Consider the following 19,316-nt stretch of genomic DNA (forward strand, 5'->3'; position numbering starts at 1 on the left):
ATCAATACCAATTGAAAATAGTGATAAAAAACCGTCATTTTGTCTTTTTTAGACTGTTTTTCAATGTCTTTTTGTCTTATTGAAAGAAAACAGGTAGTTTATCGACTACAGAAATAATTAAAAACATTTGTATGGGTATTTTTGGAAATATGTTTAGAAAAACAGAAAAGGAAGATAAAAAAGAACAAAAATCGAATGTGAATTGGATTCCGTTACGATCAATAGAACAAATTAAAGAGATAAAAGAAAAATCAAAAATAAAACCAGCTGCAATATTTAAGCATTCAACTCGTTGTGCTATAAGTAGATCTGTAATTAAAAATTTTGATAGTAATTTTCCTGAATCTGTAAGTGATAAAATTGATGTATATTATTTAGATTTATTAAACTTTAGAGACGTCTCAAATGAGGTTGGTTATGTTTTTCAAGTGTTACATCAATCTCCTCAATTACTGTTAGTTAGTAGAGGTGAAGCTGTAGTTCATGCTTCTCATTATGACATAACTAGAATTGATCTTGAAAAAATCATAAAATAATACCAATGCTTTTACAAATAGGTTGTATTTTTGAACTTTACAAAAATTAGGCTTTTGAGTAACAGTGAGACAAAAAATAAGGTAGGAAAAAGTTTATATAACTATCAAAAAGAGGCTTTATATAAGATTTTTAAGAGCTTTGAAAATGCCCCTGAAAATTATCATTTATTATATCAATTACCAACTGGAGGAGGGAAGACGGTAATTTTCTCTGAGATTACGCGTCAGTATCTTAAACATTATAAGAAGAAAGTACTTATAATGACGCACCGAATAGAATTATGTAAGCAAACAGCAAGAATGTTAGGTGAGTTTGGTGTTGAAAATAAAATTATTGATAGTAAGGCTAGTTTAGACGATCAAGGTGAGTTTGATTGTTTTGTAGCAATGGTAGAAACTTTAAACAACCGTTTGAATGATGATATTTTAGATATCTCTGATGTTGGTTTAGTAATTATTGATGAGGCGCATTACAATTCATTTACTAAATTATTTAAGTTTTTTAATAAATCTTTCGTTTTAGGTGTAACAGCAACTCCTTTGAGTTCAAACATCAAAATGCCAATGAAAGATAATTATGATGAGCTTATTGCAGGGGAGAGTATTGCTACATTAATTAATAATGAATTTTTAGCAAAAGCAAATGTATATTCTTATAATGTTGGTTTAACTTCTCTTGAAGTTGGGGCTAACGGAGACTATACTGTTAAATCGTCTGAAGATTTATATACAAATACAAATATGCTTTCAAAATTATTGCAAGCATATGAAGAAAGAGCAAAAAATACTAAAACCTTAATCTTTAATAATGGTATTAATACATCTTTATATGTATACGATACTTTTAAAAGAGCAGGTTTACCTATTGCGCATTTAGATAATACCAATACTAAAAAAGAGCGTGATGCTATTTTAAAGTGGTTTAATCAAACACCAAATGCAATTATAACATCGGTTAGTATTTTAACGACCGGATTTGATGAACCTTCAGTTCAGTCAATTATTTTAAATAGAGCAACTAAATCGCTAACACTATATTATCAGATGATTGGTCGTGGTTCTCGTATTTATAAGAATAAAAATGAGTTTAATGTAATTGATTTAGGGAATAACTTCCATAGATTTGGTCCTTGGGGAGCTGATTTAGATTGGCAAAAAATGTTTAGAGCTCCTAATTTTTATCTGGATAATCTATTAACAGATGAAGATATAGAGAGTACTTTCAGATATGAATTGCCAGAAGCTGTTAAAAAGGAGTTTGCTAATACGAAGGAAGAAAATTTGTACTTTGATGTAAAAAAAGTATACATAGATACTATACAATCTGGTCAGAGTTCAAAAAAAGTATTAGAAAAATCGATAGAACATCATGCTAGAATGTGTATTGAAAATAGTGAAGATGTTTTTGATGCTATTATTTTAGCTAAAAAATTATCTGGAGATATTGACGATAGAATTCATAGGTATTCTAAATGTATTTGTAAGTCTACACATAATTTTATAGACTGGTTACAGGATGATTACAAAAAGAAATTAAATTCATATTTAAGAAATAATTTTGATGAGGTGTATGAGGATATTCATGGTCATCCACCACCAGAGGAAGAGTAGAGTGTTAAGTTTTTCTGAAAATCAATAACTTATGAATAAGTTTTTTATATTTAATGGAAATAAATTTAAAAACTTTTAATAATGTTAAGAAAAATCTTAAAAACTAAGGATGTTAAAGAGTTAACAAAAAATCAACAAGAAACTATTAATGGAGGGATAATTTGTAATTATCCATGTTCGGCGCCAGAGCCTTCAGCACCATGTATATGTTTTGAATACCCAGACGGTATGGGTTGGTAAAATAAACAAAAGGCTGCATTTATTAAAAATGCAGCCTTTTGTGTTTTATAAATGTTGTTTATTATAAATATGATTATTGTTTCTTTTGAGAATAATTTTTTATGAAGTAAAGAATAAGAGTAAAGAAAAAGGCTACCTTTTTTTGAAGGTAACCTTAAATTTATGATTGCAATAAATAGTTAGTATCTTATCTATCGTACATTTTTTCGTATAAATCAGTATATATCTCTTTGATTATTTTACGCTTCATTTTCATGGTAGGAGTTAAATGCCCACCATCAATAGTCCATTCTTCAGGAGTTAATGTAAAACGTTTGATTTGTTCCCATTTACCAAAATGACAGTTACATTCGTCAACTTCTTCTTGTAAACGCTCTATTACCTTAGGATTAGCAGCAATATCAGCAAGAGAACCAACTTCAACATTGTGACGCTTCGCCCATTCTTTTACAAATTCAAAATTAGGTTGAATTAAAGCAGTAGGCATTTTTTCACCTTCTCCAACAACCATAATTTGTTCTATAAATCGTGATTGCTTTAATTTATCTTCTAATAATGTAGGTATCACATATTTACCACCAGAAGTTTTAAACATTTCTTTAATACGCCCAGTAATGCTTAAGAAACCATTTTCAATTTTACCTTTATCTCCAGTATGGAAATAGCCATCTTTTAAAACTTGAGCAGTTTTTTCAGGATCTTTGTAGTAACCCATCATTACATTTGGTCCTTTTACTAAAATTTCATCTTCTTCAGAAATCTTAACTTCAACACCATCTATAATTCTACCAACAGTACCAATTTTAAAACCACCATCACGTTGATCGTTTACAGAAATTACAGGAGAAGTTTCGGTTAAACCATAACCTTCCATAACAGGCATTCCAGCAGCAGCAAATACTCTCGCTAAACGAGGTTGTAAAGCAGCAGAACCAGATACCATTAATTTTAGCTCACCACCTAAAGCAGCTTGCCATTTAGAGAAAATAAGCTTACGAGCAATAGCCAGTTTTTTCTCATATAACCATCCGTTAGCACCGTATGGCTCATATATTAAACCTAATTCAATAGCCCAGAAAAATAATTTTTTCTTTATACCGGTTAAATCGGTTCCTTTAGCGTAAATTTTATCGTAAATCTTTTCATATAATCTAGGAACAGCAGTCATTACATTTGGCTTGATTTCTTGAGCGTTTTCGCTTAATTTATCAATAGCTTCTGCAAAATAGATAGAAATACCACAATACTGATATAAGTATAAGATCATTCTTTCAAAAATGTGACATACTGGTAGAAAACTTAAAGCTTTCTCTTTTCCTTGAATTAAAGGTACTCTTTTACCACTACTTAATACATTACTAACAATATTGTTGTGAGACAACATTACACCTTTTGGGCGTCCAGTGGTTCCAGAAGTGTAAATTAAAGTAGCTAAATCATCAGGTTTTACATCATTCTTTCTAGCTTCAACTTCGTCTTGGTTACTTTTATCTTCTCCTAAAGTTAATACTTCATTCCAGTTTGTTTCTCCTGAAATTTCATCAAAAGTATAAACAGCTTTTAATTTAGTATTTCCTTTAATTTGATTTAATTTTTCAAGAATTGTTTCGTCAGATACGAAACAGTAGGTAGATTCTGAGTGATTTAATACGTACTCATAATCTTCTTTAGAAATAGTAGGATAAATAGGAACGTTTTGAGCTCCTGTTTGTAATATTCCTATATCACAAATATTCCATTCAGTTCTGTTATTCGTTGAAATGATAGCTATTTTATCATTTGGTTGAACTCCTAACCTAAGTAACCCTCTACTAATTGCATTCGCTTTATCAATGTACTCTTGGGTTGAAGTAGCTTTCCAATTTCCATTATAATTAGTTACTAGAGATTTTTGCAAGTTAAAGTTCTCTAATTGATAATAAGGAAAATCAAAAAGACGTTTAATTTCAGTCGACATATATACCTAAATTTGTGTCTCACAAAATATAAAAATTTACTTGTTTCTACAAAAAATGTTTATGCTTGATTTTCTTAGTATTAGGGCTTCTAAAACGTTGTAGAAAGATAAAAATCGGTTAGAAAAAGACTTCCAACCGATTTTAATAGTCAATAATAAAAATCCCCAATCAATTATAGACATTATTATAACGGGGCTTTATCTATGATATTGTTTAAAATATTTGTTAAAATTTTGCAACCTTCTAAAAGTTCACTTTCTGAAATAGTTAGCGGAGGAGTAATTCTAACAGCTCTCTTTTCATAGAGTAACCAAAAAAGAATTAGCCCTTGATTAAAGCCTTCTAAAACTACGGTATCTGCAATTTCTGATGACTCCATAATTAAGGAAAGCATTAATCCTTTTCCTCTAATTTCCTTTACTAATCTATGAGACGCTAATTGTTCTCTAATTATCTGTTCTTTTCGAAGGGCTTCTTTCGTTAAATTTCTATCATTAATTTCATTGATGGTTGCTAAACCAGCAGCTGAAATTAATGGGTGTCCTCCAAATGTAGTAATATGACCTAGTTTAGGATTTTCTTTAAGTGTATCCATTACTTCGTAAGAAGCAATAAAAGCACCAATTGGCATTCCGCCACCTAAACCTTTTCCTGTAATAATAATATCAGGAATAACATTATAGTTTTCAAATCCCCAAAAAGTACCTGTTCTACCAACACCAGTCTGAATTTCATCTAGAATTAATAAAGCACCAACTTCATCACACTTTTCTTTTACTTTTCTTAGATAATCATTCTTAGGCTCAATAAATCCTGCACCACCTTGTATAGTTTCTAAAATAACTCCCGCAGTTTTAGTAGTTATTTTCTCTAGATCTTTTTCGTTATTAAAGTTTATGAATCTTGTTCCAGGAATTAAAGGTCTGAAAGCGCTGTTTTGTTCTTCAGAACCACACACACTCATAGCACCGGCACTGTTACCGTGATATGCATTTTTAGCAGCTATGATTTCATATCGATTGGTAAATCTTTTAGCTAATTTTAAAGCTCCTTCCGTTGCTTCTGCTCCAGAGTTGACTAAGTATACTGAATTTAAAGAGTCAGGTAAAGAGTTTACCAATGCTTTGCATAGGTTTAATTGTGGTTCTTGAATAAACTCTCCATACACCATTACATGAGTGTACGCTTGTAATTGTTCTGTAATAGCTTTATTAACTGCTTCATTAGAATGCCCAACACTATTAGCAGATACACCAGCAACAAAATCTAAATACTTTTTGTTGTTAGCATCATATATGTAACTTCCTTTAGCACTTGTGATTTCTATTCCAAGTGGGTGAGGAGTTGTTTGGCCTTGATATTTTAAAAAGTCCTCTTTCATTCTTCTTCTTCGTCTACTTTTTTCAGTTTATCTCTTTTTAAATATTCATCTTCAAGAATTTTTTTCGCTTTTTCTGCAGCTTTATTTTTCTTTACTTTTTTGTCTTTGGTATCCGTTTTACTATCACTTACTTTGTCTTTAATAAAGATGTCTTCCATTTTTTTTGGTTGTTCATCTTCTCGCCAAATAAAACCTTGGAACTTTTTTTCTTCTTCAGGAAATTCAGATGGAGGATAGGTTTTTCCTTCAGATTGTTTGAAATAAGTGGTTTGAACTACTTCATTATTTTCTAATTCAAATTTAATATCACTTGCTATTTCTTTGGTAATAGTTTCAAGTACTTGAGTATCTTCATTTCTACTATGATATAACGATTCAGCATTTCCTTTTACAAGCATGGTTCGTAAATCATTATCTATAAATTTACCATAGATATTTCTTCCTTTTATTTGGTTGAAATAATTTGGGTCAATAGAGTCTTTTTGAATGATGAAAGAGTTTTGTAAAACTCGTAATGAATCTAAATTATTGGTTTCTTTATTTGTTAAAAACTGAATGCTATCTCCTGTAATTTGACTTTTACCAGACCATAAAATCGGGTTTTTAAACATTCTTGTAAGTCCTGTAACCTGATTAGAATGTATGGAGTCGCATTTTCCTTGTAAGTTAGATTTAAAGATTTTTACATTATGATAGGTTCTCATAATTCTATTATCTTTTTTTCCAGTAACTAAAATGGTATCACCATGAATATATAAAGAATCTTTTTCCATGATAGAAATTGCTACCGGCTTTTTTACAATAAAAAGAGAATCTTGTAACTCAAAAATTTCTGCATAATTACCTTTAATTACAGAGTTTTGAATAGTATCAATTACTTTTATTTTGTTGTTAGCAGAAGCAAAACCTTTACGTTTGTCGTAATACAAACTATCTGCTGCCACTGTTTTGTTTTTTAAATACAGTTTGGCGTTTTTTACAAAGTAAGATATATCTGTATTGGTATCGAAAAAACCTTTTTCAGCATAAATTTTAGTGCTGTCTTTTAAATTATAAACTGTAGATGGTCCGTAAATATATGCTAAGTTAGAGTTGGTATAATAATCTAAATGATCTGATTCTAGTTTGTTATCAGGGTTTACAACATTCACTCTAGTTTTGGCGGTAAACTTTTTACTTTCTAAATAATAAGTCCCGCGATCACTTGTAAGCGTATTTTTCTTGTCTTTAATTTTTCCGAAGGTAGGATAAAAAAGTTCTTGTTTAGTTCTATCAAAATAAAGCGTATCTGTAGTAAGCTTCATTTCTTTATCGTTTACTTCTACATTTCCCCAAGATTTAGCTATTTTAGTATTAGCATCATAATTAGCAAAATCAGAATACTGAATAATGCTATCTCCTTGCTCAATCACAACTTCACCAACGGCTTTAAATAAGTTTTTTTCTTTGTAAAGTAGTGCACGTTTACAGTCTAAAACAGCTCCTTCATGAGCAACTTTTACATTATTTATTAAAACGGTTGCACCTGGATACCTATCTTCATCTGTAGTTGTTATTTCAGAAGAAAGAATTCTAATTCTTTTTGTTTTTTGAGAAATAACTTGTAATGATGAGGCTATAAAAATTAAAAAAAGTATTTTTTTCAAAATTATATTATTTAATGTGCAAAAGTAAAGAAAAGAGTATGCCAAATTTGCAAATGATTTATTAAATTTAATTTTTAAGTTTTTTATTAAAAATAAAGAAGAATTAAGAAGTAATGAAAAAGACGTTAAGAGTTAACTAAATGAGTGTAATTTATATTTTAGATATATTAGGAACATTTGCTTTTGCTGTGAGTGGTGCTTTGGTAGCCTCTAAAAAGAACTTTGATTTATTTGGCGTTATCATTATCGCTTTTGTAACAGCTGTAGGTGGGGGAATGTTGAGAGATGTTTTGATAAATGCGCATCCTATTAATTGGATTGGTGATTTAAATTATGTTTGGGTTATTCTAATAGCGGTTTTGTTTACTTTTTTATTTAAAAAGCGAATAGAGCCTTTAAGAAAAACGTTTTTTTTATTTGATACTGTTGGTATTAGTGTGTTTACTTTATTAGGTCTTCAAAAAGGGTTAGATTATCAATTACCTTCTGTTATTGCGATAATAATGGGAATGATTTCAGCTGTTTTTGGCGGAGTTATTAGAGATGTTTTAACAAGAAAAGTACCTTTGATTTTTAAAAAAGAAATATATGCTTCGGCTTGTTTGTTAGGAGGTTTAATTTATCTTTTTTTACAAAAGTTAGGTGTTCATGAAGATGTAGTTTTCATTGCTTCATCAATAGTAATCATAGTTGTAAGAACAGTATCGGTTATTTATAAATTAGAGCTTCCGAAAATAAAAGATGATTATTCAAAATAATGAGGTTTACTTGTTTTGAATAATTTATTTACTAAAATAATTAAGTATGTGGAAAATTATTTTTTTTATGCTTTTAGTAAGCAGAACTGTTTTTAGTCAGGATAAAAAATTGCCTGAAGGTTGGGATCCTATTTTATTAGATGGAAAAACAGCATATATGAACTTAATTACAGGTGATGTTTCTGAAACCTTTCCATTAAAAGCAGCAAAAAAGAAAGAAATAGTTGAAGAATATGATCCTACAATAACTCATAAAGTTATGAAAGGAGAAACATTAAGTAGTATTTCAAGAAAATATAATATGCATTTATCTCGATTATATCGTTTGAACAGCATGGTGAATTTTGATTCTATTGAAGTAGGAGATGAGATTGTTATCGGTTATAAGGAGAAAAATGAAGTGTTAAATAGGAGTGAAGTACCAGAACAAGTTTCTGAAGATTCTCTTGATATTTCTAAGTATCATATTGTAAAATCTGGTGATACATTGTATAGTATTGCTAAAAAATATGGAATTAGCGTGTCTATATTAAAGGAGAAAAATAATTTAAAATCGAATAGTATTTTTGTAGGACAACAGTTACTTATTCAGTGATCTGTTATCACTGATCAATTATTAGTATTCAGTGTTTTTATTCTTAACTTTTTTATAACAGGAAAATTAATAATTGTATTTTCTAAAAAGTATCTTTCAAACCTCAAACCTCAAACCTCAAACCTCAAACCTCAAACCTCAAACCTCAAACCTCAAACCTCAAACCTCAAATCATAAAAAAACCTCACAGAATTTAATCTGCAAGGCTTTTAAAAATATTCTTAAACTATATTCCTATAGGTGAATTACTTCATCATAAGCATCAGCCACAGCTTCCATTACCGCTTCACTCATCGTTGGGTGAGGGTGAATTGCTTTTAATACTTCGTGACCAGTAGTTTCTAATTTTCTACCTAAAACAGCTTCAGCAATCATATCAGTAACACCAGCACCAATCATATGACAACCTAACCACTCACCATATTTAGCATCGAAAATAACCTTTACAAAACCTTCAGGAGTACCAGCAGCTTTTGCTTTACCAGAGGCAGAGAAAGGGAATTTACCTACTTTAATATCGTAACCTTGCTCTATCGCTTTTTCTTCGGTTAATCCTACAGAAGCGATTTCTGGGGTAGCATAAGTACAACCAGGAATGTTTCCATAATCGATTGTTTCAGTATGTAAACCAGCTATTTTTTCAACACAAGTAATTCCTTCCGCAGAAGCAACATGAGCCAATGCTGGACCAGGAGTTACATCACCAATAGCATAGTAACCTGGAATGTTAGTTTGATAAAAATCGTTTACTAAAATTTTATCTCTATCAGTAATAATTCCTACATCTTCTAAACCAATATTCTCAATGTTTGTTTTAATACCAACAGCAGATAAAACGATATCAGCTTCTAAAATTTGTTCTCCTTTTTTAGTTTTTACGGTAGCTTTTACACCATCACCAGAAGTATCAACAGACTCAACAGAAGCGTTAGTCATTACTTTAATACCAGCTTTTTTGAAAGAACGCTCCATTTGTTTAGATACATCTTTATCTTCTACAGGAACAATATTTGGCATGTACTCTACAATAGTTACATCTGTACCCATTGTATTGTAAAAATGAGCAAACTCAACACCAATAGCACCAGAACCAACAACGATCATAGATTTTGGTTGTTCTGGTAAGCTCATAGCTTCTCTATATCCTATTACTTTTTTTCCATCTTGAGGTAAACTTGGTAATACACGAGAACGAGCACCAGTTGCAATAATAATATGATCAGCACTGTATTCAGTAACAGTACCATCTTCAGCAGTTACATCTACTTTTTTTCCAGCTTTAATTTTACCAAAACCGTTAATAACATCGATTTTGTTTTTCTTCATTAAGAATTGAACACCTTTGCTCATTCCTTCAGCAACACCACGACTACGTTTGATAACAGCATCAAAATCTTTATCAATAGCCTCAGCTTTTAAACCATAGGCATCCACATGTTTTAAATAATCATATACTTGAGCAGATTTTAATAATGCTTTTGTAGGAATACATCCCCAGTTTAAGCAAATACCACCTAAACTTTCTTTCTCTACTACAGCTGCTTTAAATCCTAATTGAGAGGCTCTAATTGCGGTTACATATCCTCCAGGACCAGAACCGATAACTATAACGTCGTATTTCATATTTTATAGTGTTTGTTTTTAGTTGTTTTATTTTCTAGTTTGCGAAGTTGTAAAAAATTTTGTTAAACAAATTTACAACTTCCGAAAAAAATATTTTTCAATATTTTTAATTAATCACAATTGTGATTGTAAAACTTAATAGCTTTTTTAAAACTTGATTCAAAGTTTTTTTTATAACTATTCTTATCTCTAATCTTTTCTGTAAAAATGGAACATTCATTGCCCATAGATTTTAATATAGCTATATTTTTTTTGTCTCTATGATGCATTTGTTTTATGTAGATGGAATTTTTTCTGCAAATATAAAAAAGGTTTGAAGTAAAATTATCTCCTGTTAAATAATTACTACCAGAAAATTCTCTAGAAAATAAAGAAAGTTTACCTTTTTGTTCTTCTTTTACTAAAAAAACTACATCTTTTCTTCTACCACCAATATTTTTTTGAAGAATTTTATAAGTGTAAATCTCTCCATCATCAAATATTAGTTCTTTAACTTCTTTTTGGTTAAATGTTCTTTTCTTAGAATCTTTAGTTTTTCTATATTTAATTTTATTTCCAGATGTTAATTTAAAAAGACCTTTAAGTGATGAACCATCTCTTAAAAATAGAATACCTGATTCATAAACTTTAAAACCAAAATCGTTTCTGTTTTGAGAAAATAAATTTGTTTTTAATAAAAAAGTAAATATTAAAACTACTGTAATTCTTTTTATCATGACCATTGTAGCATTGAAAAATTACATTCTTTCAGGAACATTTATTCCTAATAATTTGAAGGCAGATTCAATGGTATCAGCTACTTTTTTTGCTAATTGAACTCTAAAAATCTTTTTATCTTCGTTTTCTTCACCTAAAATTGACACGTTCTGATAAAACGAATTAAATTCTTTTACCAAATCAAATGTATAATTAGCAATTAATGCAGGTGAATAATTTTTAGCTGCTTGTTGAATTACTTCAGGATATAGTTCTAATTGTTTTATCAGCTCTTTTTCCTTTTCATGTAACTCAATGTCAGTAATTACTTTAGAATAGTCAAATGTCGTTTTTCTTAAAATTGATTGCACTCTTGCATACGCCATTTGAATAAAAGGTCCTGAATTTCCTTGGAAATCTACAGAAGCTTTTGGATCGAATAAAATTCGTTTTTTAGGATCTACTTTTAAAATGAAGTATTTTAAAGCTCCTAAACCAATTATATTATATAATTTCTCTTTTTCCTCGTCAGAATAGCCTTCTAGCTTTCCTAATTCTTGTGAAATTTCACGAGCTGTATTTGTCATTTCATCCATTAAATCATCAGCATCAACAACAGTACCTTCACGAGATTTCATTTTTCCAGAAGGTAAATCTACCATACCATAACTTAAATGATATAATTGATCTGCCCAGCTATAACCTAACTTCTTTAAAATTAAGAATAACACTTTGAAATGGTGATCTTGTTCGTTACCAACGGTATATACCATTCCGTTTAAACCAGAAAAATCATTTGCTCTTTGAATAGCTGTACCAATATCTTGTGTCATGTATACAGCAGTTCCATCAGAACGTAATACTAGTTTATCATCTAATTTATCTTCTTTAAGAGAGCACCAAACTGAACCGTCTTCTTTTTTATAAAAAACATTGTTTTTTAAGCCTTCTTCAATAATATCTTTTCCTAATAAATAGGTGTTACTTTCATAGTATAGTTTATCAAAATCAACACCAATGTTTTTGTAGGTAACATCAAATCCTTCATATACCCAACCGTTCATGGTTTCCCATAGCTTTACTGTTTCAGCATCTCCAGATTCCCATTTACGTAACATTTCTTGAGCTTCTAAGAATAAAGGAGCTTGTTTTTTAGCATCATCTTCAGACATTCCGCCTTCAACTAATTCACTAATTTCCTTTTTATATTCTTGATCGAATTTAACATAGTAATTACCAACTAATTTATCACCTTTTAAACCAGTAGAAGCTGGTGTTTCGTTATTACCAAAACGTTTCCAAGCTAACATCGATTTACAAATGTGTATACCTCTGTCGTTAATAATTTGCGTTTTATAAACTGTATGTCCAGCAGCTTTTAAAATTTCAGAAACAGAATACCCTAATAATACATTTCTAACGTGACCTAAATGTAAAGGTTTATTCGTATTAGGTGAAGAGTATTCCACCATGCGAGCATCGTCATTTTTTTCAGCAAAACCATAAGTATCGTTTGCTGCTATCGTATTAAAAAAATTAATGTAAAAGCGATCGCTAATTACTAAATTTAAAAACCCCTTTACTACATTAAAACCAGTAATTTCATCTACTTTTTCAACTAAATAGTTACCTAAGTCGTTACCAATTTGTACCGGATTTCCTTTTTTATAACGTAATAAAGGAAACACAACTACAGTTATATCTCCTTCAAAATCTTTACGTGTGGCTTGAAATTCTACTGAAGGAATTTCTGTTTCGTATAAACTAAGAAAACCTTCTTTAACTTTCGCTTCTATTAACGATTGTATGTTCATCTGTTGATTGATTCTTTTTAAATCGAGTAGCAAAATTACATAATTTTATTTGTTTATTTGGTCGATTTAAAAGCTTATTAACGTAGTTTTGCAGTATGGATAAAGACTTAGAGAATTTACGCAAACTAGCAAAGGATAAATTAGAAGAGAATAAGAAATATTTTCAACGATTAAAAAAACGTACTCCAAAACGTTTAGACTTACTAGTGCAAGAAATTCATGAAGAGGAATTTGAGCGTACCGATTGTTTAGACTGTGGGAATTGTTGTAAAACTACCAGCCCAATGTTTACCTATAAAGATATTGAACGTATAGCGAAGCATTTAAAAATGAAAGTAGCTGATTTTAAAGATCAATATTTACAAATAGATGAAGATGATTTTCATGTATTAAAATCAGCGCCATGTCCTTTTTTAGATGAAAGAGATAATATGTGCTTTATATACGATGTTCGTCCTAAAGCCTGTTCAGAATATCCGCATACTAATAGAAAAAAGTTTATTCAGTTAGCAAACTTAACCATAAAGAACACAGAAATTTGTCCGGCAACATACAGAATTGTGGAAGAATTGAAGAGAAGATTGCCAAAATCTTAAATGTTGTGTTTGTATAATTTTGATTGAAAAGTAATGATATTCTCATTATTTGGGTGTGTAAAATGTTAAATATGCATATAAAACAAGGTGTAGTTGTTGTTTTTTAACATAGTTATATTTTAGGTGGTGTTTTTTTGATTACATTGTTTCAATTAAAATTTTAGGAGCATATGGAGATAGTTAGATCTTATTTTGAAAGTATGCCTTCATTACACAGAAGTATGTTGTTAGTAGGAGGTATTACATTCTTTTGGTTGTTAGAAGGAGGTATTCCTTTATTTAAATGGAAACATAATAAATGGAAACACGCGTTACCAAACTTATTTTTTACTGGTACTACTGTTATTATAAATTTTGCATTGGCATTTTTATTACTAAAAACTTCTTTTTGGGTTGCTGATAATAATTTCGGTTTAATCAATTGGTTACCTGAAATGCCTTTATGGGCTTATATTTTACTAGGTGTTTTATTTTTAGATTTTTTTGGAGCGTATTTAGCTCATTTAGTAGAGCACAAAGTAAAACCTTTGTGGATGGTACATTTGGTGCATCATTCAGATCATAAAGTTGATACTACAACAGCAAACAGGCATCATCCAATAGAAAGTGTAATTCGTTTTACATTTACGCTAATAGGTGTGTTTATTGTAGGAACACCTTTCTATATTATTATGATTTATCAATCGTTGTCATTGGTGTTTACACAGTTCAATCATGCGAATATTAGAATGCCTAAAAAGTTAGATAAAGCATTGAGTTATATAATTTGTTCGCCAGATATGCACAAAGTACACCATCATAATTTATTGCCTTACACAGATAGTAACTACGGAAATATTTTTTCTATTTGGGATCGATTGTTAGGCACTTACATGCAGTTAGATAGAGATAAGATTGTGTATGGAGTAGATACTTTTCCTGATGAAGCAAAGAATTCTAATTTAAAAGAGTTATTGAAACAACCTTTTCAAGGGTACAGAAAACCAACTAACTTAGAAGAATTATCATAAAAAAGAGGCTGTTTAAAAATATAAACAGCCTCTTTTTAAACTAACTTAAAATTAGATTGATGTTTTAAAAATTAAAACATCATTACATCATGTCCTGGTCTAGGAGTACCAAAATCATAATACTGTTCACTTTCTGTTGTAGATTTACAAGTAACACCATCACCAGAAACATCTATACTAGAATCAAAAGTTTCCCCTTTGTAAGTACACTCATATGGAAATTGAGCACCTCCTTTAACTGTTTTCAAATTAGAACTATTTAATTCTTGAACCCCGTTTAATTTTAAAATGTTTTGTAACATAGTTTGAAATTTTAGATTAATTATACTTTGAAGTTAAATTATATTTAAGTTAGAGTGCACTAAAACTTTCCAAACACCAGAAAATACTTTCCGAATTAAAGTTTAAAGGAGTTATTCTAAAATTTCCGTGTGAATTTTTACTTTTTTATTTTTTCTAATATTGTTGATCACCTGTGTTAAATGAAGATAGTCTTTCATTGGTAGATTTACGTCTATACTGATTAAATAAACTCTATCAGAAACAATCTTAGATAGTTTGTCAAAATCGTTAGCTGATGAGATTTCTATTGTTACTGGATTGAATTTTTTAATGAAATATTTACGATAAAGGTTCCCATGATGTGGAGGTGGGGGAGGAAACATAGAAATATCGTCAAGGAAAAGAGTTATATTTTCATTAGTGAAATAAAAAGATCTAGTTTCAAAATTATAATTAGTTACTAACCTAACAGATTTATAATTTGATGTGTAAAAGAATATGTATATTTCTTTCAAGTCAGATAAACTGACATTTTTCCCCACAAAAACATCTATTATAGATTTGGAATTTTCTCCGTCGTTACATGCTGAGGCTAAAAAATATGGAATTTGTTCAGTATCAGTGATTTTATCATTTAAAATAACTTTTAACTCATTATTATAGTTTTTGATTACTTTTAATAAGTAGTTAATACTTTTAAAATTATTTAAATCTATTATGTTTTTAGTTTCGATATTTATAAAATCAAATTTTTTAGTAATCATTCTGTTAACAGTATCATAGCGTTTCCAATATTTACTGTTATTAAAGATTAGTAAAGAATCTTTTTTATTGTATAAAATTTTGGCTTTTGTAAAAGTATTTTCAATATTCATAAAAATACTATCTTTCCTAATGTAGTACTTACCAGAATAAGGTAATCCATATCCATTATCAATGTAAATAGAGTCTTTTTTAAACGAAAGTTCGTAGTCTCCATTTCCAATAGATAACCACCAAGTACCTTCTAGAGTTTTAGCATCAATGTTTTTTGAGCAACTATAAAATAAAACACATGTAAGAGTTAAGAATAATAGTTTTTTCATAGTGTTTGGTTTTATGGCTAGTAGCATCAATAATTATACCTTAATTTAGAGTAATAGCAATCAAATAATGAATGATTACTAATAAACTGTAAACTGTTTACTATTTCATAAGTTTTAAAATCTTGCGTCCTCTAGCTTCACAACCTTTACTTTCATGAATAACATTCGAAGAAATAATATGTTTTAATTCAGGGTGTACCCAGTCTTTTTCAATACCAAAAACGTACAAAAAAGTCATAGAATATGCTTTTACAGCAATTTTTTGATCCGTAATTAACCAGTCAAAACCAATTTCAATAATAGTATCAATATTTTTGTTTAAAATCCACTTTTTGGCAGTATTATTTTCTTTAGAAGAATATGCAGTGGCTAAATTTTCACAGATTTTAGCACAGCACCGTAAAACACTATCATTTTTTAAGTTTTTTAGATTTTCAGTAAAGAAATCAATATACGGAGATAGGTATACAATATCGTAATGAGTACAAATCCATTCTAAAATCCAAGCAGCTTTAACACACAGTTTGTTGTCAACATCAAAAGTGATTGTAACTAAGTGTTTTATCAATTTTGGGTGCTCCAATACAATAATTGCAGCATTATTACGATTTATTTTTTTAGGGGTATCTACATTATTTAATACAGAAATTAAAAAATCGATACTCATATTGGTATGGTTTGTGTACTTTTACATAATAATTACTAAATATAAGAACAAAAAGCATAAACAATGGTAAAAGAAAGAAAGATAATTGTTTTAAGTTTTGTAATTACAATGTTACTTACATTTTCAGGTTTTAGTCAAAAGAAACTAAATCAGGTAGATGCAAATGGAAAACGCATTGGTGTTTGGAAAAAATACTATGACAATGGAGACATTCGTTACAAAGGACAGTTTAAAAACGGAAAAGAAGTAGGAACGTTCACTTTTTACGAACAAGGATCTCCGTACCCAATAATAGTTAAAGAATTTTCAGCTTCTTCTGATACAGCTTTTGTAAAGTTTTATAGTAAAAGTAGGGTAAAAACAAAAGGGAAAATGATAGGAAAGCAAAGAGTAGGTAAGTGGACTTACTATTTTTCTGATGGAATCCAGTTATTTTCTGAAGAGTTTTACAAGGGAGGTAAGCTAAATGGAGTTCTTAAAAACTATTATATGAATGGAAAGGAAACAGAAATTACTTCTTATAAAGCAGGGAAAAAACACGGTAATTCTAAAATATTTAGTGAAGACGGAATTTTAATAGAGGAAGTAAATTATGTAGATGGTGTTTTAAATGGAGAAGCTAAGTATTTCGATTTAAAAGGTGTGATTAAAGAAAAAGGTTTATACGAAAACGGAAAAAGAAAAGGAAAATGGGAATTTTATATTGATGGTGAAGTTTCTGAAAAAGGTAGACCAAGAAAGAATGTTCTTAAAAAAGATAAATACGAAGGTGAAGGAAACGATGAATAATACTTCTACCTGAGTAATAAATAAAAAAATAAGCCTAAAGTTAATTTAACTTTAGGCTTATTTTTTTGATATATTTTCTTTACTGTAATTCAACTGTTATAGCTAATTTTTTACTTTTTTTGTTTGTAGTTATTCTTGATATTGTTTTAAACTTCAAGTGTGAAAAATCATGAAAAAGAGTCAATTCAGTGTCTTTCTTTGGCTTGAATTTTAAAATTTTTGATCCACTTGCAACTAACATGGTACCGTCTTTCAACCAACAAATGTCTTGACTTTTTCCAACGGATATAATTTTTTTCATGATAGCTGTATCTGGATTTAACCCCCAAACTTCCCAATTTTCACCATTCTTCTTCATAAAACTGATGAATTTAGATTTAGGAATTTTATGAAAAGAACGTCCTACATTTTTAGTAACAGAAGTATTCTTTTTCATCTCTAAGTCGCTTACAAAAAGTTCTAAACTATCATTTACAATTACAGAAGATACTATAGTGTTTTTATTATACCATAATGGGTAGGCAACTACTAAATCTTTAATTAACTCTTTGTCTTTACCAGTTATAAAATTATACTCATAAAAACGTTGTTTTCCATCGGTGTCTAAACGTACAGCAGAAATATTTTCTGATTTTGGAATTCGTTGTGGAGAATATTCACCACCATTTGGAGTGTTATTTATGTAAGAAATTTTATTGTTAGTAATACTGTAAGCAGCAATATCGGTTTGTTTATTTCTAGTAGAAGAAAACAAAATCAAATCTTTACTGTAAAAATGTGGTTGACTATCATATCCTTCATTATTAGAAATGTTTTTTCCGTTTGTAACTTTCCAGTTATCACCTTTTTTAGAAATGTCGAACAAGAAAATTTCAGTGTTGCCTTGTGCAAATGATAAAAGAGGAAGTAAAAGAAAGATGATTTTTTTCATGAATGGTGATTTAAAATTTAAAAGTAAGAAACCTAATTTCAAATATAGAGTTTAGTGTATGTTAATTTTTTGTCAATACCTTCAGAATAATAACAACTAATTATGAAAGATTGTAAAAGAAAACTAATTTCGCGCTCCTAATCAAATTTTAAGTAATCATGAAATCCTTTAAAATAATTTTCATATCCTTTCTTTCTTTTGTGTTACTTTTTAGTTGTAAGCAAAATGAAACTAAGAAGCAGCCAGAGATAACTACTAAAGAAGTTAAAAGCATTAGTAGAATAGACAATGATGTTTTTATTTCTTCTTTTAAAAAATGGAAAAAGAGTCCAGTTCCATTGGTAAGTGCCCATAGAGGAGGACCGTATACTGGATTTCCAGAAAACGCTATAGAATCATTTGAAAATATTTTAAAGCATACGCCAGTTGTTATCGAATGTGATATTGCAATGACAAAAGATAGTGTATTAGTAATGATGCATGATAAAACATTGGATAGAACAACTACAGGAAAAGGAAATGTTTCTGAGGCTACTTATAAAGAATTACAATCGCTTAATTTAGTAGATAATGAAGGAAACACAACAACTTTTAAAATACCTACTTTAGATGAAGTATTATCTTGGGGAAAAGGAAAGGTTTTATTTACATTAGATGTAAAACGTGGAGTACCATTTAAGAAGGTATTGGCAGCAGTAGAGAAACATGAAGCAGTAGATTATGCAGCAATAATTACTTACAGAGTTGAAGACGCTAAGTTGGTACACGAGTTAAATAAAGATGTTATGATATCTGTTTCTGCAGGTAATGATGGGGCTTTAGAACAATTAGCAAAAGCAAAGCTTCCAACGGATAAATTATTAGGTTTTGTAGGAACTAGACAGCCTAAAAAAGAACATTATCTTAAATTACAAAACTTAGGTATTCATACCATTTTAGGAACTTTAGGAAACTTAGATAAAAGTGCTGAAGCAAAAGGTAATGACGATGTGTATGTTACTTATATTGAAAATGGAGCTAATATTTTAGCTACAGACAGGCCTTTAGAAGTAGCAGTTGCTTTAAAAAAGCTTAAGAATAAATTATAAGACAGTTTGT

19 protein-coding genes are annotated in these 19,316 nt (G+C 29.4%); 9 read left to right on the forward strand and 10 right to left on the reverse strand.

The genetic code is table 11. The features are described from left to right. The first annotated feature begins 131 nt into the window (after positions 1–131). The 3 genes from ytxJ (at position 132) to EYW44_RS22045 (ending at position 2,387) form a co-directional block, all read left to right on the forward strand. Positions 132–536 (forward strand): bacillithiol system redox-active protein YtxJ, encoded by a 405-nt coding sequence (gene ytxJ / locus EYW44_RS00735; RefSeq protein WP_132721390.1) that lies wholly within the window; start codon positions 132–134, stop codon positions 534–536. Positions 537–590: 54 nt separating this feature from the next. Beyond that, on the forward strand, positions 591–2,147 hold the full coding sequence (locus EYW44_RS00740) for a DEAD/DEAH box helicase (RefSeq protein ID WP_132721392.1): 1,557 nt from the start codon (positions 591–593) through the stop codon (positions 2,145–2,147). A gap of 81 nt (positions 2,148–2,228) precedes the next feature. Then, positions 2,229–2,387: a hypothetical protein gene (locus tag EYW44_RS22045; protein WP_165872125.1), complete on the forward strand. Its 159-nt coding sequence runs from the start codon at positions 2,229–2,231 to the stop codon at positions 2,385–2,387. Between the two features lie 187 nt (positions 2,388–2,574). On the opposite strand, the gene EYW44_RS00745 is transcribed toward EYW44_RS22045, so the two are convergent. From EYW44_RS00745 to EYW44_RS00755, 3 genes are all read right to left on the reverse strand, one after another. After that, positions 2,575–4,344 carry an AMP-dependent synthetase/ligase gene (locus EYW44_RS00745; protein WP_132721394.1) on the reverse strand — a complete coding sequence of 590 codons (1,770 nt, stop codon included), beginning with the start codon at positions 4,342–4,344 and terminating at the stop codon, positions 2,575–2,577. 185 nt (positions 4,345–4,529) lie between these two features. Then, positions 4,530–5,726 (reverse strand): aspartate aminotransferase family protein, encoded by a 1,197-nt coding sequence (locus tag EYW44_RS00750; protein ID WP_132721396.1) that lies wholly within the window; start codon positions 5,724–5,726, stop codon positions 4,530–4,532. Further along, positions 5,723–7,372: an OstA-like protein gene (locus EYW44_RS00755; protein ID WP_132721398.1), complete on the reverse strand. Its 1,650-nt coding sequence runs from the start codon at positions 7,370–7,372 to the stop codon at positions 5,723–5,725. Before EYW44_RS00755 ends, EYW44_RS00750 begins: the two co-directional genes overlap by 4 nt. Before the next feature lie 140 nt (positions 7,373–7,512). On the opposite strand from EYW44_RS00755, the gene EYW44_RS00760 reads away from it, so the two are divergent. Both EYW44_RS00760 and EYW44_RS22565 read left to right on the forward strand, forming a co-directional pair. After that, positions 7,513–8,130, forward strand: a complete 618-nt coding sequence (locus EYW44_RS00760) for a trimeric intracellular cation channel family protein (protein WP_132721400.1) — start codon at positions 7,513–7,515, stop codon at positions 8,128–8,130. Positions 8,131–8,176: 46 nt separating this feature from the next. Further along, on the forward strand, positions 8,177–8,725 hold the full coding sequence (locus EYW44_RS22565; RefSeq protein WP_132721402.1) for a LysM peptidoglycan-binding domain-containing protein: 549 nt from the start codon (positions 8,177–8,179) through the stop codon (positions 8,723–8,725). Positions 8,726–8,959: 234 nt separating this feature from the next. Here the strand turns inward: EYW44_RS22565 and lpdA are convergent, their stop codons facing one another. The 3 genes from lpdA to argS all read right to left on the reverse strand — a co-directional run bounded on the left by lpdA (position 8,960) and on the right by argS (position 12,858). Then, positions 8,960–10,348 carry a dihydrolipoyl dehydrogenase gene (gene lpdA / locus EYW44_RS00770; protein WP_132721404.1) on the reverse strand — a complete coding sequence of 463 codons (1,389 nt, stop codon included), beginning with the start codon at positions 10,346–10,348 and terminating at the stop codon, positions 8,960–8,962. Between the two features lie 110 nt (positions 10,349–10,458). After that, complete coding sequence (locus EYW44_RS00775; RefSeq protein ID WP_132721406.1) at positions 10,459–11,064, reverse strand: hypothetical protein; 606 nt, start codon at positions 11,062–11,064, stop codon at positions 10,459–10,461. A 21-nt stretch (positions 11,065–11,085) separates the two neighbouring features. After that, complete coding sequence (gene argS, locus EYW44_RS00780) at positions 11,086–12,858, reverse strand: arginine--tRNA ligase (RefSeq protein WP_132721408.1); 1,773 nt, start codon at positions 12,856–12,858, stop codon at positions 11,086–11,088. 95 nt (positions 12,859–12,953) lie between these two features. On the opposite strand from argS, the gene EYW44_RS00785 reads away from it, so the two are divergent. Both EYW44_RS00785 and EYW44_RS00790 read left to right on the forward strand, forming a co-directional pair. Next, a complete protein-coding gene (locus EYW44_RS00785; RefSeq protein ID WP_132721410.1) occupies positions 12,954–13,454 on the forward strand; it encodes a YkgJ family cysteine cluster protein in 501 nt (166 codons plus the stop codon). 170 nt (positions 13,455–13,624) lie between these two features. Beyond that, positions 13,625–14,464, forward strand: coding sequence for a sterol desaturase family protein (locus EYW44_RS00790; protein WP_132721412.1), 840 nt, complete (start codon positions 13,625–13,627; stop codon positions 14,462–14,464). Positions 14,465–14,535: 71 nt separating this feature from the next. Here EYW44_RS00790 and EYW44_RS00795 read toward each other — a convergent pair whose 3' ends face one another. The 3 genes from EYW44_RS00795 to EYW44_RS00805 form a co-directional block, all read right to left on the reverse strand. Then, positions 14,536–14,766: a hypothetical protein gene (locus tag EYW44_RS00795; RefSeq protein ID WP_132721414.1), complete on the reverse strand. Its 231-nt coding sequence runs from the start codon at positions 14,764–14,766 to the stop codon at positions 14,536–14,538. Between the two features lie 111 nt (positions 14,767–14,877). Then, positions 14,878–15,831 carry a hypothetical protein gene (locus EYW44_RS00800; protein ID WP_132721416.1) on the reverse strand — a complete coding sequence of 318 codons (954 nt, stop codon included), beginning with the start codon at positions 15,829–15,831 and terminating at the stop codon, positions 14,878–14,880. Between the two features lie 100 nt (positions 15,832–15,931). After that, complete coding sequence (locus EYW44_RS00805) at positions 15,932–16,498, reverse strand: adenylosuccinate lyase (protein ID WP_132721418.1); 567 nt, start codon at positions 16,496–16,498, stop codon at positions 15,932–15,934. A 63-nt stretch (positions 16,499–16,561) separates the two neighbouring features. On the opposite strand from EYW44_RS00805, the gene EYW44_RS00810 reads away from it, so the two are divergent. Continuing rightward, positions 16,562–17,287 carry a toxin-antitoxin system YwqK family antitoxin gene (locus EYW44_RS00810; protein WP_243643584.1) on the forward strand — a complete coding sequence of 242 codons (726 nt, stop codon included), beginning with the start codon at positions 16,562–16,564 and terminating at the stop codon, positions 17,285–17,287. Between the two features lie 79 nt (positions 17,288–17,366). Here the strand turns inward: EYW44_RS00810 and EYW44_RS00815 are convergent, their stop codons facing one another. After that, complete coding sequence (locus tag EYW44_RS00815; protein WP_132721420.1) at positions 17,367–18,218, reverse strand: hypothetical protein; 852 nt, start codon at positions 18,216–18,218, stop codon at positions 17,367–17,369. 158 nt (positions 18,219–18,376) lie between these two features. Here EYW44_RS00815 and EYW44_RS00820 point away from each other — a divergent pair, with 158 nt between their 5' ends. After that, complete coding sequence (locus EYW44_RS00820) at positions 18,377–19,306, forward strand: glycerophosphodiester phosphodiesterase family protein (RefSeq protein ID WP_132721422.1); 930 nt, start codon at positions 18,377–18,379, stop codon at positions 19,304–19,306. Positions 19,307–19,316: the final 10 nt, after the last annotated feature.

The sequence above is a fragment of the Tenacibaculum sp. M341 genome, assembly GCF_004337695.1.
In the GTDB taxonomy this organism is placed as follows: Bacteria; Bacteroidota; Bacteroidia; order Flavobacteriales; family Flavobacteriaceae; genus Polaribacter.

Excerpts from the sequence above, each read along its gene's own strand:
- ytxJ (WP_132721390.1), top strand. The coding sequence starts at position 132 with ATGGGTATTTTTGGAAATATGTTTAGAAAAACAGAAAAGGAAGATAAA.
- EYW44_RS22045 (WP_165872125.1), top strand. The coding sequence starts at position 2,229 with ATGTTAAGAAAAATCTTAAAAACTAAGGATGTTAAAGAGTTAACAAAA.
- EYW44_RS00745 (WP_132721394.1), bottom strand. The coding sequence starts at position 4,344 with ATGTCGACTGAAATTAAACGTCTTTTTGATTTTCCTTATTATCAATTA.
- EYW44_RS00750 (WP_132721396.1), bottom strand. The coding sequence starts at position 5,726 with ATGAAAGAGGACTTTTTAAAATATCAAGGCCAAACAACTCCTCACCCA.
- EYW44_RS00760 (WP_132721400.1), top strand. The coding sequence starts at position 7,513 with ATGAGTGTAATTTATATTTTAGATATATTAGGAACATTTGCTTTTGCT.
- EYW44_RS22565 (WP_132721402.1), top strand. The coding sequence starts at position 8,177 with ATGTGGAAAATTATTTTTTTTATGCTTTTAGTAAGCAGAACTGTTTTT.
- lpdA (WP_132721404.1), bottom strand. The coding sequence starts at position 10,348 with ATGAAATACGACGTTATAGTTATCGGTTCTGGTCCTGGAGGATATGTA.
- EYW44_RS00775 (WP_132721406.1), bottom strand. The coding sequence starts at position 11,064 with ATGATAAAAAGAATTACAGTAGTTTTAATATTTACTTTTTTATTAAAA.
- argS (WP_132721408.1), bottom strand. The coding sequence starts at position 12,858 with ATGAACATACAATCGTTAATAGAAGCGAAAGTTAAAGAAGGTTTTCTT.
- EYW44_RS00785 (WP_132721410.1), top strand. The coding sequence starts at position 12,954 with ATGGATAAAGACTTAGAGAATTTACGCAAACTAGCAAAGGATAAATTA.
- EYW44_RS00790 (WP_132721412.1), top strand. The coding sequence starts at position 13,625 with ATGGAGATAGTTAGATCTTATTTTGAAAGTATGCCTTCATTACACAGA.
- EYW44_RS00795 (WP_132721414.1), bottom strand. The coding sequence starts at position 14,766 with ATGTTACAAAACATTTTAAAATTAAACGGGGTTCAAGAATTAAATAGT.
- EYW44_RS00800 (WP_132721416.1), bottom strand. The coding sequence starts at position 15,831 with ATGAAAAAACTATTATTCTTAACTCTTACATGTGTTTTATTTTATAGT.
- EYW44_RS00805 (WP_132721418.1), bottom strand. The coding sequence starts at position 16,498 with ATGAGTATCGATTTTTTAATTTCTGTATTAAATAATGTAGATACCCCT.
- EYW44_RS00810 (WP_243643584.1), top strand. The coding sequence starts at position 16,562 with ATGGTAAAAGAAAGAAAGATAATTGTTTTAAGTTTTGTAATTACAATG.
- EYW44_RS00815 (WP_132721420.1), bottom strand. The coding sequence starts at position 18,218 with ATGAAAAAAATCATCTTTCTTTTACTTCCTCTTTTATCATTTGCACAA.
- EYW44_RS00820 (WP_132721422.1), top strand. The coding sequence starts at position 18,377 with ATGAAATCCTTTAAAATAATTTTCATATCCTTTCTTTCTTTTGTGTTA.